Source organism: Allobosea sp. TWI1241, assembly GCF_039673065.1.
Classification (GTDB): domain Bacteria; phylum Pseudomonadota; class Alphaproteobacteria; order Rhizobiales; family Beijerinckiaceae; genus Allobosea.
This window is the reverse complement of sequence record NZ_JBDJKW010000006.1, coordinates 188,578-202,743: the sequence shown is the minus strand read 5'-3', so window position 1 is coordinate 202,743 and position 14,166 is coordinate 188,578. Positions and strand designations below refer to the sequence as shown.

Sequence of the window (14,166 nt, the reverse complement as noted above, 5' to 3'; positions counted from 1 at the left end):
GGCTCTCCTCAGTTCGACGCGACCGGCGTGATGACGTCGCCGTCACGCACGAAGGTGCCGGCGCGCGCCACCACGGTGTCGCCCTCGGCGACGCCGGAGACGATCTCGACATGGCCGCGGCCGATCAGGCCGAGCGCGACCTTGCGGGTGGCGATTTTGCCGCCGGCGACCGCCTGAACCGTCGGGCCGGCGCGGGTATAGGTGATCGCCGAGAGCGGCAGGACGAGCCCGTTGCGACGGCCGGTCTCGACCACGCCGCGCGCGAAGGAGCCGAGCGCGACGGGCGGGTTGCCGGCCAGCGCGACGCGCAGCTTGCCGAGCCGCGAGGCACGGTCGACCTCGGGGGCGATCAGACGGACCTCGCCGGCGAGCGCGGTGTCGGAGCCGGCCGGGGTGACCGCGACGGCCTGGCCGGTGCGCAGGCGCGGCAGCTCGACCTCGGCGATCTCCGCCTCGAGCTCGATGGCGCCGTCGGCGATGATGCGGAACAGCGGCTCGGCCGCCATGCCGGCGATGGCGCCCTGGCGGGCGGTGCGGCGGCTGACGATGCCGGCGCGCGGCGCCTTGATCTGCGTGCGGCCGAGCCGGACCTCGATGTCGCGCCCCTGCGCCTGCGACAGGGCGAGGTCGGCCTCGGCCATGGCGAGAGCCTGGTTGGCGGCGTTGAGGCGGGCCTGGGCGGAGCGGGACGCGGCGGAGCGCTGGTCGAACATCTCCTGGCTGGCATTGCCGCTGCCGCGCAGCGCCTTGGTGCGCTCGAAGGCGTTGTCCGCCTGCTCGCGATTGGCCTGCGCCTCGACGATCTGGGCGCGGGCCTGGTCGATCCCGGCCTGCGCCTTGCGGCTCTGCGCCTCGTTCTGCGCACGCTGGACCTCGAGCGTGGTGCGCGACAGCCGCGCCAGCACCTGGCCGGCGGCGACGCGGTCGCCCTCCTCGGCGAGCAGCTCGGTGATGACGAGCCCGTCGACCTCCGGCGTCACCAGCACCTCGTCGCGCGCCACCATGGTGCCGGCGACGACGACGCTCTGGACGATCTCGTCGCGCTTGACGGTGGTGACGGTGATGGCGGGGCCGGCCTGCTTGTCGGCCTGCTTCACGCCGTCCTCGGCACGAGCCGCGACGGGCAGGGCGGGCGCGAGCAGGGCGGCGGCCAGAAGGGCGGCGAAGGCAGGACGGAACGGGCGGGGGCGGGACATCGGAGCGAGCTTCCGCAGCGGGGATCGGCTGGACGAGGGATCGGGGGCGGCGAGGCGGTTCATGGTGAGGCTACTCATGGTGTGACCTGCCCGGCGGGGGGCTTGCGCAGCACCTGCGCCAGCCCCCGCATGCTGGTGAACAGCGTCGTCGTCATGGTCGCCAGGTCGAAATGCGGATCGGCGGCGCGGCGCGTCATGAAACCGTCCGACATCATCGAGAGCGCCAGCAGGAAGGCCTCCTCGTCGAGGTCGGCCGGCAGTTCGCCCGCCTCGCGGGCCTGGGCGATCGCGGTGGAGAGGCCGCCCAGCACCATCGCCTCGATCGAGGCGCATAGCGTGGCCAGCGCCGGGTTGCGCGCCGCCTCTGCCCAGATCTGCATGGCGAGCACCGCCTTGTGATGCGGCTTCTCGACGAGATGCCGGCGGCCGATCCGCTCGAGCTGATCGAGCAGGGGGCCGGACGCCATGCTGAGCGAGGCGAAGTCGCGGGTGATCTCGGTGCGGTCGCGCTCGGTGATTGCCTCGACGATCGCGTCCTTGCTGGCGAAGTAGCGATAGAGATTGCCCGGGCTCATCCCGGCCTCGAGCGCGACCTCGTTCATCGTCGCCCGGTCGAAACCGGAGCGCGCGAAGACGATCTCGGCCGCGTCGAGGATGCGCACATGGCGCTCGGTCGGGGCCGTGTCGTGCGACGTGTCGTGGAGTGCGGGCGGGATGGCGTGCGTCATGGGCTCTGAAGATGAGAATGAACGTTCATTCTCATGATGGAGACAGGGCGTCCTGTCAATATGCGGCGGATCGCATCCTGGCCGCAGGCTCACGCCCGATACGTCGCGGCATGCGTTTCGGACCTGTCCGGCCGGCTCCGGCGCCGCGACAAAGCGCTTGCGGGCTCCGGCAGCCCGCCCCATTCTCGGGCAGGTCACGGCCGGCTCCGCCCGGCGACCGGAGTGCCTCCCGATCCCGCGATGACCGAACCGTTCCGTCGCCCTCCCGCGCGCGCCCTTCGCGCCCGCAACCGGCCGTCCCCGAAGAAGCCGGTGCTGATCGTGCTGCATCAGGAGCATTCCCTGCCCGGCCGCGTCGGGCGGCTGATCGCGGCGCGCGGCCATGCGCTCGACATCCGCAAGCCGCGCTTCGGCGACCCGCTGCCCGCGACGATGCGCGAGCATGCCGGCGCCGTGATCTTCGGCGGCCCGATGAGCGCCAACGACCCCGACGCCTTCGTCCGGGCCGAGATCGACTGGATCGGCGTCTGCCTGCGCGAGGGCGCGCCCTTCCTCGGCATCTGCCTCGGCGCGCAGATGCTGACGCGCCATCTCGGCGGCAGGGTCTATCCCCACGCGGAGGGACGGGCCGAGGTCGGCTATTACCCGCTGGCGCTGACGGATGCCGGCAGGAGCCATGCGCAGGAGGCGGCCTGCCCCTGGCCCGCCACCGTCTATCAATGGCACCGCGAGGGCTTCGACTGCCCGACGGGTGCGACCACCCTCGCCACGGGCGCCGACTTCCCGGTGCAGGCTATCCGGGTCGGCGACAAGGCCTTCGGCATCCAGTTCCACCCGGAGGTGACGCCGGCGATGATGTGCCGCTGGTCGGTGCGCGGGCACGAGCGCACCTTGCTTCCCGGCGCCCAGCCGCGCCAGATGCATCTCGACGGCTGGTATCGCTACGATCCGGCGGTGCGCTCCTGGCTCGACGCCTTCCTCAACCACTGGCTGGCCCCGCCGGCCGGCGCCGCCATCTCCGAGACCGGGATATCGCCGCGATGAGCCGCTCCGTCATCGTCCTGGGCGCCGGCATGGTCGGCGTCGGCTGCGCGCTCGCGCTGCAGAGGCGCGGCCTTGCGGTGACGCTGCTCGACCGGCGCGAGCCGGGCCGCGAGACCTCCTACGGCAATGCCGGGGTGATCAGCCGCTCCTCGATCCTGCCGATCAACCATCCCGGCCTGTGGCGCAACCTGCCGCGCTATCTCAGCAACCGCCACGCCGCGGTGCGCTATCGCCTCGGCGACCTGATGCGCCGGCCGGGTTGGATCCTGCGCTTCCTGGCCGAGGCGCGCGCCAGCCGGCTGCCGCCGCGCGTCGCGGCGCTGGAATCGCTGATTGCGCCGTCGCTGCCGCTGCACCGTAGGCTGATGAGCGAGGCCGGCATCGCCGGCCGCCTGCGCGAGACCGGCTTCCTCGAACTCTTCCGCAGCGAGGCCGGCGTGGCTGCGGCCAGGGCACGGCAGGACTGGCTCGGCGCGCATGGCGTGCGGGTCGAGAGGCTCGACCAGGCGGCGCTGGCGGCGCTGGAGCCCGGGCTGAAGCCGATCTTCCCGGCGGCGCTCTGGCATGCCGAGAGCGCCTCGGTCGACTGGCCGGGCGCGGTGGTCGAGGCCTATGCGCAGCTCTTCGTCGCGCGCGGCGGCAGGCTGCTGCGCGACGAGGTGCGCTCTCTCGCCCGCGAAGGCGCGGGCTGGCGCGTCGCAGGGCGCGATGGCGGCCATGCGGCCGATCTCGTCGTGGTGGCGCTCGGGCCGTGGAGCGGCGATCTGCTCGCGCCGCTCGGCCTCTCGGTGCCGCTCGGCGCCGAGCGCGGCTATCACCGCCATTACCGGCTGGCGCCCGGCGCCGGGCTGAGCCGGCCGGCCTATGATGTCGAGGCCAGCTATATGATGGGGCCGATGGAGCAGGGCCTGCGCGTCACCAGCGGTGTCGAGCTCGCCCGGCACGACGCGCCCGACGACCACGCCCAGATCGAGCAGGTTCTGCCGCGGGTGCGCGAGGCGATCGACATCGGCGAGGCGGCGGAGCCCGGCACCTGGCGCGGATCGCGGCCGACCCTGCCGGATTCGCTGCCGATGATCGGCGAGGCGCCGCGCCATCCCGGGCTGTGGCTCGCCTTCGGCAACCAGCATGTCGGCTTCTCGACCGGGCCGGCGACCGGCGAGCTTCTGGCCGCGCTGGTCTGCGGCGAGGCGCCGCCGGCCGATCCCGCCCCGTTCGCGCCCGGGCGCTATCTGCGCTGAGGCCGCGGGGCCCCGGAGAGAGCCCTCTCAGCAGAAGTCGAAATCGACGCCCTCGTCGGCCTGGAGCACATGCTCGTCATAGAGCCGGTCATAGCCACGACGTTGGCGCGGTTCCGGCGCGGGCAGGGCGGCACGGCGGCGCGCCAGCTCGGCCTCGTCCACCAGCAGGTCGAGCCGGCGCTCGCGCACGCTGAGGCGGATGCGGTCGCCGTCGCGCACCAGAGCCAGCGGCCCGCCGATCGCCGCCTCCGGCGCCACATGCAGCACGATGGCGCCATAGGCGGTGCCGGACATGCGGGCGTCCGAGATGCGGACCATGTCCTTGACGCCTTGCGCCGCCAGCTTGCGCGGGATCGGCAGATAGCCGGCCTCGGGCATGGCGGCGTCGCTCTTCGGCCCGGCATTCTGCAGCACCAGTACGTCGTCGGCCGTCACGTCGAGCGCCGGATCGTCGATGCGGGCCGCCAGATCGGCCAGCGAGGCGAAGACCACGGCGCGGCCCTCATGCTCGAGGAGGCGCTTCTCGGCGGCGGCGCGCTTGACGATGGCGCCGCGCGGCGCGAGCGAGCCGAACACCGCGACCAGCCCGCCATCGGGATCGACCGGATCCTGCCGCGCCCGGACGATGGTGCGGTCGACCTGGTCGACCAGCGGCTGGTCGATCAGCTCGCCGAGCGTGCGGCCCGTCACGGTCAGGCAGTCGAGGTGCAGCAGGTCGCGCAGCTCCTTCAGCACGGCCGGCACGCCGCCGCCGGCGAAGAAATCCTCCATGTAGTTGTCGCCGACCGGCTTGAGGTTCACCAGCACCGGGGTCTCGTCGGAGAGCCTGTTCAGCCGGTCGAGATCGACCTTGATACCGGCGCGGCGGGCGATGGCCGTGAGATGCACCACCGCATTGGTCGAGCCTGAAATGGCGAGCAGCACGCGCCAGGCGTTCTCGATCGCCTTCTCGGTGACAATCTGGCGGGGCAGCAGCGTCTGCGTGCCGATCAGCGCCACGGCCCGGCGGCCGCTCTCCTCGGCGCAGCGCAGCCGGTCGGCATGCACCGCCGGGATCGCGGCCGAGCGCGGCAGGGCGAGCCCCAGCGTCTCGGCGATGCAGGCCATGGTGGAGGCGGTGCCCATCACCGCGCAGGTGCCGGCGGTGGTGGCGAGGCGGCCCTCGACCGCGTCGATCTCGGCCTGGTCGATCTCGCCGGCGCGGAAGCGCGCCCAGAAGCGGCGGCAATCGGTGCAGGCGCCGAGGCGCTCGCCCTTGTGGCGGCCGGTCGACATCGGGCCGGCGACGAGCTGCACGGTCGGGACGTTGGCCGAGAGCGCCGCCATCAGCTGGGCCGGCACGGTCTTGTCGCAGCCGCCCATCAGCACGACCGCGTCGACCGGCTGGGCGCGGATCATCTCCTCGGTGCCCATCGCCATCAGGTTGCGGAACTTCAGGCTGGTCGGCTTCAGGAAGACCTCGCCGAGCGAGATGGTCGGAAAGTCGAGCGGCAGGCCGCCGGCCATCAGCACGCCGCGCTTCACCGCCTCCAGCAATTCGGGGAAATGGCGGTGGCAGTTGTTGAGGCCGCTATAGGTGTTGGCGATGCCGACGATCGGCCGGGCCAGCGCCTCGTCGGAATAGCCCATGGAGCGCGCGAAGGAGCGGCGCAGATAGGCGGCGAAGGCCGGGTCGCCGTAATTCGTCAGGCCGCCGGCGATGCCGTACCGCTTCTCGTCCGCCCCGCTCATGCGCAAGCCGCCTCCCTGGACTCGTTCTTATCCGCCAAGGATGACGCGAAGCCCCGCGATGTCGAGGCGGAAAGCGCGCAGGACGCCTGCGCGCTCAGGGCAGGGGCGTGCCGTCCCCGCCCGCCGCCAACCCGGCGCAGACCAGCCGGACCAGTGCCTCGATCTGCCGGTCGATATCGGCGCGCGGAACGCCGACCAGCCGGTCTTCGAGGCCGAGGGCGACGACGCCGTGCACCGCCGAGAACAGGGTGCGCCCGAGCAGGCTGAGCGCCGCCGCATCGGCCTGCGGCAGCACCAGCGCCAGCGGCGCCATGATGTGGCGGAAGAGCTGGAGCTGGTCGGCGACGGCCCAGTCGGGAATCTCGGCGTCCTCGGCGAGCCGGTATTCGAACAGGGTGCGCCAGAGCCGGGGATTGTCGCGGGCGAAGCCGTGATAGGCGATGGCGATGGCGACCAGCCGGGCGACGGCCGCCTCCCGGTCGCGCGGCTCGCCTTCGGCCGCGACGGCGGCGAGCGCGGCGTCGAGCCGGCCGAGCGTGCGCGAGCCGACGCGCAGCACCAGCTCGTCCATATCCTGCACGAGATTGTAGATCGCGCCGAGGGCGCAACCGATCTCGGCCGCCAGATCGCGCGCCTTCAGCCCGGCCGGGCCCTTCTCGGCGATGGCGCGCTCGGCCGCCGCCACCAGCGCCGTCCGCTGCCTGTCCCGCCGCTGTGCGGTTGCCGTCATGCTCGCCTCATCATCTGCGCAAAAAATTGAACAACGTTCATTTTTTATCTTGAACGATGTTCATGTTGGCGCTAGCTTCCGGTTTGTGAACATTGTTCATAGCAGGAGCGAGCGGATGCTCAAGATGTTTCTGACGCTGGTGAAGGGCGGCGCCGCCGAAGCGGGCGAGCGCGCGGCCGACCGCAACGCCATGCTGATCCTCGATCAGCAGATGCGCGAGGCCGCCGCCGGCTTCGACCGTGCCAAGACGGCGCTGGCACTGGCGATCGCGCAGGACGGGCGGGAACGCGCCCGCCTGGCCGAGACGGCCGGCCGCATCCGCGCGCTGGAAGAGCGCGTCGCGGCGGCGCTCGCCGGTGGCGAGGAGGCACTCGCCCGCGAAGGCGCCGAGGCGCTGGCCGTGCTGGAGGCCGATCGCGACAGCGCCGCGCAGACGCAGGCGCTGTTCGCCGCGGAGATCGTGCGCCTGCGCCGCCATGTCGCCGGGGCGCAGGTGCGCCTCGCCGAACTGGAATGCGGCCGGCGCATCGCCCGCGCGGCGCAGGCGGTGCGGGAGCGGCGCGCCGGCCGCGGCCCGGATGGCGTGCCCAGCGAGGCGACGCTGGTCGATGCCGAGCGCACGCTGCAGCGCCTGCGCGAGCGGCAGCTCGCGGCCGAGGCCGCCGACCGGGCACTGGACGAGCTCGACGCCGCGGCCGCCGGCAGCATCGGCGAGCGGCTGGCGGCGCGCGGCTTCGGCCCGCGCCTGCGGCCGAGCGCCGAAGAGATCCTGGAGCGCCTGCGGGGCCGCCGCCCCGCCGGCGCCTGAGCCGCAGACCCCATCACACCAGACGATCACGGGAGACCGCCATGACCAATCCGTCACAGCCGCACAGCGGCGCCTGGGTGAGCTTCACCTACGCATCCTTCTTCGCCGCCGCCGCCATGGTCGCCGCCGGCATCCTGTTCCTGCCGCTCGACTGGTGGGCGAAGGGCTATCTCGCCATGGGCGTGGTCATGCTGGTGCAGTCCTGCGTGACCATGACCAAGACGGTGCGCGACATGCACGAGGCCTCGCGCCTGGTGAACCGCATCGAGGACGCCCGCACCGAGCGGTTGCTCATGGATGTGGGCAAGACCGGCGCCTGACGCCGCGTTCGCCATCCTTCTCCATGCGCCGGCCGGCAACGGAACGTTTCCCGGTGCGGTGCGATTGTCTTTCCAGAAACCGGCAAGGACGGGTCATGGTCGATAGCTTGATGCTGAAGCGGCGCTTCGCGCCGTTGTTCTGGGCCCAGTTCTTCTCGGCCTTCAACGACAACTTCCTGAAGAACGCGCTGGTCTTCATCATCCTCTACCGGCTGGCCGGCTCGCATGGCGAGGCCCTGGTGACGCTGGCGGGCGCGATCTTCATCCTGCCCTTCTTCCTGCTCTCCGGCATCGGCGGGCAGATGGCCGATCGCTTCGACAAGGCGATGATGGCGCAGCGGCTGAAATTTGCCGAGATCGGCGCGGCCGGCGTCGCGGTGACCGGCTTCCTGGCGCATTCGGTGCCGGTGCTGTTCGTGGCGCTCTTCCTGTTCGGGGTGATCGCGGCGCTGTTCGGCCCGATCAAATACGGCATCCTGCCCGACCATCTGAAGCGCGAGGAACTGCCGGCCGGCAACGCGCTGATCGAGGGCGCGACCTTCATCGCCATCCTGCTCGGCACCATCGCCGGCGGGCTGACCGCGAGCGATGGCGGCGACGCCGCGCAGCTCAGCCTGCTGATCATGGTGTTTGCGCTGGCCTGCTGGGTCGCGACGCTGTTCATCCCCAAGACCGGCCCGGCCGCGCCCGACCTGGTGATCGACCGCAACATCCTGCGCTCGACCCGCGACCTGCTGCGCGATCTCTGGGGCGACGCCAGGCTCTGGCGCACCGGCGTGATGGTCTCGCTGTTCTGGCTGATCGGCGCGGTGGTGATGGCGCTGCTGCCGACGCTGGTGAAGAACGGCATGGGCGGCACCGAAATGGTGGTCTCGACCTATCTCGCCGTGTTCGCCATCGCCATCGCGGTCGGCTCCGGCCTCGGCTCCTTCCTGTCGAGCGGGCGCATCGTGCTGCTGCCGGTGCCGGTCGCCGGGCTGGTGATGGGGCTGTTCGCGCTCGACCTCGCCTGGGCGGTCTCGGGCGTCAGCCCCTACCAGCCGGCGCGCGACGTCGCCGCCTTCTTCGAGGCGGGCGTGGCCTGGCGCATCGGCATCGATCTCGCCGGCCTGGCGATCGCCGGCGGCGTCTTCATCGTGCCCTCCTTCGCCGCGACCCAGGCCTGGGCGCCGGCCGCCAAGCGGGCGCGCATCGTCGCGGCCGTCAACGTGCTCTCGGCCGCCTTCATGGTGGCGGGGGCGGCGGTGATCGCGCTGCTGCAGGAGGCGGGCGCCGCGCTCTGGCAGCTCTTCGCCCTGCTCGGCGTGCTGACGATCGCGGCGTCGGTCTGGATCGTACGGACCCTGCCGACCAACCCGCTCAGCGACTTCCTCTCGATCCTGTTCCGCGCCTTCTACCGCGTCGAGGTCACCGGCCGCGAGAACATCGCCAAGGCCGGCGGCCACGCCATCATCGCGCTCAACCACGTCTCCTTCCTCGATGCGGCGCTGGCGCTCTCGATCCTCGACAAGGAGCCGGTCTTCGCCATCGACCACGGCATCGCGCAGCGCTGGTGGGTGAAGCCCTTCCTGAAGCTGACGCGCGCCATGCCGCTCGATCCGGCGCGGCCGTTGGCGACGCGCTCGCTGATCAATGCGATCAAGGGCGGTGAGAGCCTGGTGATCTTCCCCGAGGGGCGCCTCACCGTCACGGGCAGCCTGATGAAGGTCTATGACGGTGCCGGCATGATCGCCGAGAAGTCGGGCGCGCCGGTGCTGCCGGTGCGGATCGACGGGCTGGAGAAGACGATCTTCTCGCGGCTGACCCGCGAGCAGGTCCGGCGGAAATGGTTCCCCAAGGTGCGCGTCACCATCCTGGAGCCGATCTCGCTGACCGTGCCCGAGGCGCTCAAGGGCCGGGCGCGCCGCCAGGCGGCGGGCGCCGCGCTCTACCAGGTGATGTCGGATCTGATCTTCCGCACCAGCGACATCGACCGCAGCGTCTTCGCCGCCGTCGCGGCCGCTGCGCGCGACCACGGACCCTCGCGCGTCGCGGTGGAGGATCCGCTGACCGGCTCGCTGACCTATAAGCGCCTGCTGATCGGCGCCGAGGTGCTCGGCCGCAAGCTGATGCGGCTGGCGGGCGAGGGCGAGGCGGTCGGCGTGATGCTGCCCAACGCCAACGGCGCGGCGGTGACCGTGCTCGGCCTGATGTCGGCGGCGCGCGTGCCGGCGATGATCAACTTCACCGCAGGCGCCGCCAATATCGCCGCCGCCTGCACCGCCGCGCAGGTCGGGACCATCGTGACCTCACGCGCCTTCGTCGAGAAGGGCCGGATGGGCCCGCTGGTCGAGGCGCTCTCGGGCGTGGTGACGATCGTCTATCTCGAGGATGTCCGCGAGACGGTGACGACGCTCGACAAGCTCAAGGGGCTGTGGCGGCAGGGCACGCCGATCGCCGAAGCGAAGGGCTCCGACCGCGCCGCGATCCTGTTCACCTCGGGCTCGGAGGGGGCGCCGAAGGGCGTGGTGCTGTCGCATGCCAACATGCTGGCGAATGCGGCGCAGGCGGCGGCGCGCATCGATTTCGGCCGACGCGACAAGGTCTTCAACGTTCTACCGGTGTTCCACTCCTTCGGCCTGACGGCGGGGCTCGTCCTGCCGCTGGTCTCGGGCGTGCCGGTCTATCTCTACCCGTCGCCGCTGCACTACCGGATGGTGCCGGAGCTGGTCTACGGCTCCAACGCCACCATCCTGTTCGGCACCGACACCTTCCTGAACGGCTATGCCCGCGCCGCCCATCCCTATGATCTGCGCTCGCTGCGCTACATCGTGGCCGGCGCCGAGCCGGTGAAGGAGGCGACGCGCCGGACCTATATGGAGAAGTTCGGCCTGCGCATCCTCGAAGGCTATGGCGTCACCGAGACGGCGCCGGTTCTGGCGCTCAACACGCCGATGTTCAACCGCTTCGGCACGGTCGGCCGGATCATGCCCGGCATGGAGGCCAGGCTGGAGCCGGTGCCCGGCGTCGAGGAGGGCGGGCGCCTGCATGTGCGCGGCCCCAACATCATGCTGGGCTATCTGCGCGCCGAGAATCCCGGTGTGCTCGAGCCGCCGGCCGAGGGCTGGCACGACACCGGCGACATCGTCACCATCGACGCCGACGGTTTCGTCACCATCAAGGGCCGGGCCAAGCGCTTCGCCAAGGTCGCGGGCGAGATGGTCTCGCTGGCGGCGGTCGAGGCGCTGGCGGCGGAATGCTGGCCGGGCGCGCTCTCGGCGGTGGCGAGCCTCCCCGATGCCCGCAAGGGCGAGCGGCTGGTGCTGGTGACGCAGCAGAAGGACGCGACCCGCGCCAGCTTCCAGGCCTTCGCCAAGGGCAAGGGCGCCGCCGACCTGATGATCCCAGCCGAGGTCATGGTCGTGCCGGAGGTGCCGGTGCTCGGCTCCGGCAAGCTCGACTTCGCCGGGGTGAGCAAGCTGGTGCGCGAGCGCGCCGCCGCCCCCGAGCCCGCCGCGCCCGAGCCCGCCACGCCGGAGCCTGCCAAGTCGGAGCCTGCCACGCCGGAGCCTGCGGCGCCCGATCCGGCCACGGCCTGACGCTCGCGGGCTCTGCCGCCGGCCCGGTGCAGCCTGTGCCGGGCCGGCGCTTCAGCGCGGCAGTTTCGACGTTGCCAGTTTCGACTTGGACCAGACACAAGTCGTAGTTGTGTAAACGCATATTCATGCCAAGAAACGATTGAAATTCCGGTGGCGGGGATGCAGTTATCGGCGTCGCCATTGGGCTGACCGAAGGCAGTTCGCCCGACGGGCGCAAGGCAGGGTGAGAAGGAACGCTCGATGTCCAGGCCGGAACACGCTCAGGCAGACCTCGTCGAGGCGCCGGGTGAGGACTACGACCTGTCCGAGCAGATCGGTTTCATTCTGCGCCAGGCGGTGCAGCGCCATGTCTCGCTGTTCGGCGAGATCATGGGCACCGACCTGACGCCGACCCAATGGGCGGTACTGTCGCGGCTCTATGCCGAGGGCGGCTGCTCGCAGAACCTGCTCGGCCGCCACACCTCGATGGACGCGGCGACGATCAAGGGCGTGGTCGACAGGCTGATCAAGCGCAAGCTGGTGCGCACCGAGCGCGATCCCGACGATGGCCGCCGCGTCATCGTGCAGCTGACGGAGGCCGGCCGCGACTTCACCCGCGAATTGCTGCCGCGCGCCGAGACGGTCAGCAAGGTGACGCTTTCGCCGCTGGCGACGAGCCAGCGCGCCACGCTGATCTCCCTGCTGAAGCAGCTGCGCTGAGCCGGCGGCGGTGCCCGGCGCCTGCGCGAAGGCAGCCCCCGGCCGCTAGCCGATCGTGTAGCAGGCGGTCTCGGCCGCGAGCTTGCGGGCGTCGTCGAGGTCCGAGGCGGCCGAGGCGTGGATGACGAAGAGCGGATCGCCCGCCGCGACGACGTCGCCGACGCCGCAGCGCAGGTCGATGCCCGCCGCCTTGTCGAAAGGCGCGCCGGCGCGCCGGGCGATGCCCGCCACCGCCCAGCCGTCGATGCCGGTGATCGTGCCGGCCCGCTCCGCCCGCACTGTATGGACCAGTAGGCCGGGCCGGACCGGCGGCTCGCGGCGGCCCTGTGCGTCGACGATGCGCTCGAAGGCGGCCCGCGCCGCGCCGCTGCGTAGCAGGTCCATCGCGCGGGCGCGGCCGGCCTCGTAGCTGCCGAGCGCCGGATCCCAGGACAGGATGTGCCCGGCGAAGAACAGGGCTTTCTCGACGAGATCGGCCGGCGCGCTTGCGTCGCCGTCGAGCACCAGGCCGACATCGCGCACCTCCAGCGCCGGGCCGATGCCGCGGCCGATCGGCCGGGTGCCGTCGGTCGGGAAGGCGCGCACCACGAGGCCGAGCCCGGCGCCGACCGTCTCGAACAGCCGCGCCAGCTCGGCCGCCTCCTCCAGCGTGCGCAGCTTGGCGCGCGGGCCGTAGGGCAGGTCGACGATGACATGGGTCGAGCCGGCGGTCTTCTTCTTCGACAGGATCGAGGCGACCGACCAGCGGTTGGAATCGATGCCGAGCGGGCGCGTGATCGCGTTCATCACGTCGTCGACGATCGAGTGGTTGAGCCGCCCGTTCCAGGCGATGCAGGCGCGCGCCTTCTCGACGCAGAGCCGTAGCTCCGCCGGCGTCAGTTCGACATCGGCGACCGTCTCCATCGCGTCGGCGGTGCCGGCGGCGGAGGTGATGGCGCGCGAGGAGGTCTTCGGCATCAGGAAGGCGCCGTGGGCGGCGACGATCGGCACCACGATCAGCGTGATGCGGCTGCCGGGGATGCCGCCCATGGAGTGCTTGTCGACGACGATGCCGTCCGGCCAGGCGATGGTCTCGGTGAAGCGGGTGCGCACCCGCGCCAACGCCACGACCTCCTCGTCCGTCAGCTTCTGGGTCGCGGCGACCAGGAAGGCGGCGACCTCGCCGTCGGGATAGCGGGATTCGACGATGTCGCGGATCAGGGTGTGATACTGCGCCTCGTCCAGCGCCTCGCCGCGGATCTTGGCGGTCAGCGCCGCGCGGCTCTCGGGCGAGGGCGTGCGGCGGATCGCGATCTCGCTGCCCTCCGGCAGGCCGAACTCGGCGAAGGCCTCGCTCGACAGGCCGATCTCGTCGCCGGCGAGCACGGCGGGGATGTCCATGACCTGCACGTCGGCGCGGATGCTGGCCTTGCCGGCCGAGAGCTCGATGCGGCCGGGGCCGAGATAGTCGAAGCCGTTGACGACCTCGCCCCTGGCCGGCAGCCAGGCGCAATGCGCGCGGCCGACGAAGAGCGGCAGCTGGCGCAGGCGCAGCGTGTTGGCGGCGGATTCGACCGCGGCGACGAAGCGCTCGACGCCGGCCTCCAGCGTGCCGTCATTGGCGACGCAGACGCTGCGGATGCCGTCCGGCCAGGGATCGACCTTGCGGGCGAGGCGGGTCTCGATGGCGGCGCCGCTCTCGCGGCCGCGCCCGGCGATGCGCGCCGCCAGAACCTCCGGCGGCGCCGTGACCTCGACGACGACGAGGCGCGCCACCCGCTCGGCCAGCGCAGTGATGGTGGCGCGCGAGCCGTTGGCGACGACGTTCTGCCCGTTGGCGACAGCCTCGAGCAGGCTCGCCGGCAGGCCGTAGCGCAGCCCGTGCGCGCCCCAGCAGATCAGGAAGCCGCCTTGCGCCTCGCGCGCGGCGAAGCCGGCCTCGGTCTCCGCCTCGTGATCCTCGCCGGGCGAGCCGGCGGGGCGGGTGATGACGCGCTTTGCGAAGCGGTAGCGCCCGGTCGGCTCCAGCACCTGCCTCGCGCCGTCGATCAGGGAGTCCTTGCCGGCTCCGCTGGGGCCGACGACGAGAAAGAAGGTGCCGGCGCGCATGGT

11 protein-coding genes are annotated in these 14,166 nt (G+C 71.8%); 6 read left to right on the top strand and 5 right to left on the bottom strand.

The genetic code is table 11. The annotated features are described in order from the left end of the window. Positions 1-8: 8 nt before the first annotated feature. Complete coding sequence (locus tag ABE438_RS10475; protein WP_346502553.1) at positions 9-1,196, bottom strand: efflux RND transporter periplasmic adaptor subunit; 1,188 nt, start codon at positions 1,194-1,196, stop codon at positions 9-11. Positions 1,197-1,270: 74 nt separating this feature from the next. Further along, positions 1,271-1,924, bottom strand: a complete 654-nt coding sequence (locus ABE438_RS10470) for a TetR/AcrR family transcriptional regulator (protein ID WP_346502551.1) — start codon at positions 1,922-1,924, stop codon at positions 1,271-1,273. A 240-nt stretch (positions 1,925-2,164) separates the two neighbouring features. Here ABE438_RS10470 and ABE438_RS10465 point away from each other — a divergent pair, with 240 nt between their 5' ends. Both ABE438_RS10465 and ABE438_RS10460 read left to right on the top strand, forming a co-directional pair. Further along, positions 2,165-2,968, top strand: coding sequence for a glutamine amidotransferase (locus ABE438_RS10465; RefSeq protein WP_346502550.1), 804 nt, complete (start codon positions 2,165-2,167; stop codon positions 2,966-2,968). Then, positions 2,965-4,209, top strand: coding sequence for an NAD(P)/FAD-dependent oxidoreductase (locus ABE438_RS10460; protein ID WP_346502549.1), 1,245 nt, complete (start codon positions 2,965-2,967; stop codon positions 4,207-4,209). The genes ABE438_RS10465 and ABE438_RS10460 overlap by 4 nt, the downstream gene beginning before the upstream one ends. 27 nt (positions 4,210-4,236) lie before the next feature. Here ABE438_RS10460 and ABE438_RS10455 read toward each other — a convergent pair whose 3' ends face one another. Both ABE438_RS10455 and ABE438_RS10450 read right to left on the bottom strand, forming a co-directional pair. Next, positions 4,237-5,940: an IlvD/Edd family dehydratase gene (locus ABE438_RS10455; RefSeq protein WP_346502548.1), complete on the bottom strand. Its 1,704-nt coding sequence runs from the start codon at positions 5,938-5,940 to the stop codon at positions 4,237-4,239. 94 nt (positions 5,941-6,034) lie between these two features. Further along, the gene (locus tag ABE438_RS10450) at positions 6,035-6,670 is read right to left on the bottom strand and encodes a TetR/AcrR family transcriptional regulator (RefSeq protein ID WP_346502547.1); all 636 of its coding nucleotides are present in this window, start codon (positions 6,668-6,670) and stop codon (positions 6,035-6,037) included. 115 nt (positions 6,671-6,785) lie between these two features. Between ABE438_RS10450 and ABE438_RS10445 the strand changes: the two genes are divergently transcribed. The 4 genes from ABE438_RS10445 (at position 6,786) to ABE438_RS10430 (ending at position 12,075) form a co-directional block, all read left to right on the top strand. Beyond that, positions 6,786-7,478 carry a PspA/IM30 family protein gene (locus tag ABE438_RS10445; RefSeq protein WP_346502546.1) on the top strand — a complete coding sequence of 231 codons (693 nt, stop codon included), beginning with the start codon at positions 6,786-6,788 and terminating at the stop codon, positions 7,476-7,478. Positions 7,479-7,519: 41 nt separating this feature from the next. Beyond that, positions 7,520-7,798 (top strand): YiaA/YiaB family inner membrane protein, encoded by a 279-nt coding sequence (locus tag ABE438_RS10440; RefSeq protein WP_346502545.1) that lies wholly within the window; start codon positions 7,520-7,522, stop codon positions 7,796-7,798. 95 nt (positions 7,799-7,893) lie between these two features. Then, positions 7,894-11,376, top strand: a complete 3,483-nt coding sequence (locus ABE438_RS10435) for an acyl-[ACP]--phospholipid O-acyltransferase (RefSeq protein WP_346502544.1) — start codon at positions 7,894-7,896, stop codon at positions 11,374-11,376. Between the two features lie 240 nt (positions 11,377-11,616). Beyond that, positions 11,617-12,075, top strand: coding sequence for a MarR family winged helix-turn-helix transcriptional regulator (locus ABE438_RS10430; protein ID WP_346502543.1), 459 nt, complete (start codon positions 11,617-11,619; stop codon positions 12,073-12,075). 45 nt (positions 12,076-12,120) lie between these two features. Here the strand turns inward: ABE438_RS10430 and phnN are convergent, their stop codons facing one another. Then, positions 12,121-14,163 carry a phosphonate metabolism protein/1,5-bisphosphokinase (PRPP-forming) PhnN gene (gene phnN / locus ABE438_RS10425; protein ID WP_346502542.1) on the bottom strand — a complete coding sequence of 681 codons (2,043 nt, stop codon included), beginning with the start codon at positions 14,161-14,163 and terminating at the stop codon, positions 12,121-12,123. Positions 14,164-14,166: the final 3 nt, after the last annotated feature.

Bases quoted from the DNA above. Each gene is read 5' to 3' on its own strand.
- ABE438_RS10450 (WP_346502547.1), bottom strand. From the start codon at position 6,670: ATGACGGCAACCGCACAGCGGCGGGACAGGCAGCGGACGGCGCTGGTG.
- ABE438_RS10455 (WP_346502548.1), bottom strand. From the start codon at position 5,940: ATGAGCGGGGCGGACGAGAAGCGGTACGGCATCGCCGGCGGCCTGACG.
- ABE438_RS10440 (WP_346502545.1), top strand. From the start codon at position 7,520: ATGACCAATCCGTCACAGCCGCACAGCGGCGCCTGGGTGAGCTTCACC.
- ABE438_RS10435 (WP_346502544.1), top strand. From the start codon at position 7,894: ATGGTCGATAGCTTGATGCTGAAGCGGCGCTTCGCGCCGTTGTTCTGG.
- ABE438_RS10465 (WP_346502550.1), top strand. From the start codon at position 2,165: ATGACCGAACCGTTCCGTCGCCCTCCCGCGCGCGCCCTTCGCGCCCGC.
- ABE438_RS10460 (WP_346502549.1), top strand. From the start codon at position 2,965: ATGAGCCGCTCCGTCATCGTCCTGGGCGCCGGCATGGTCGGCGTCGGC.
- ABE438_RS10475 (WP_346502553.1), bottom strand. From the start codon at position 1,196: ATGTCCCGCCCCCGCCCGTTCCGTCCTGCCTTCGCCGCCCTTCTGGCC.
- ABE438_RS10470 (WP_346502551.1), bottom strand. From the start codon at position 1,924: ATGACGCACGCCATCCCGCCCGCACTCCACGACACGTCGCACGACACG.
- ABE438_RS10430 (WP_346502543.1), top strand. From the start codon at position 11,617: ATGTCCAGGCCGGAACACGCTCAGGCAGACCTCGTCGAGGCGCCGGGT.
- phnN (WP_346502542.1), bottom strand. From the start codon at position 14,163: ATGCGCGCCGGCACCTTCTTTCTCGTCGTCGGCCCCAGCGGAGCCGGC.
- ABE438_RS10445 (WP_346502546.1), top strand. From the start codon at position 6,786: ATGCTCAAGATGTTTCTGACGCTGGTGAAGGGCGGCGCCGCCGAAGCG.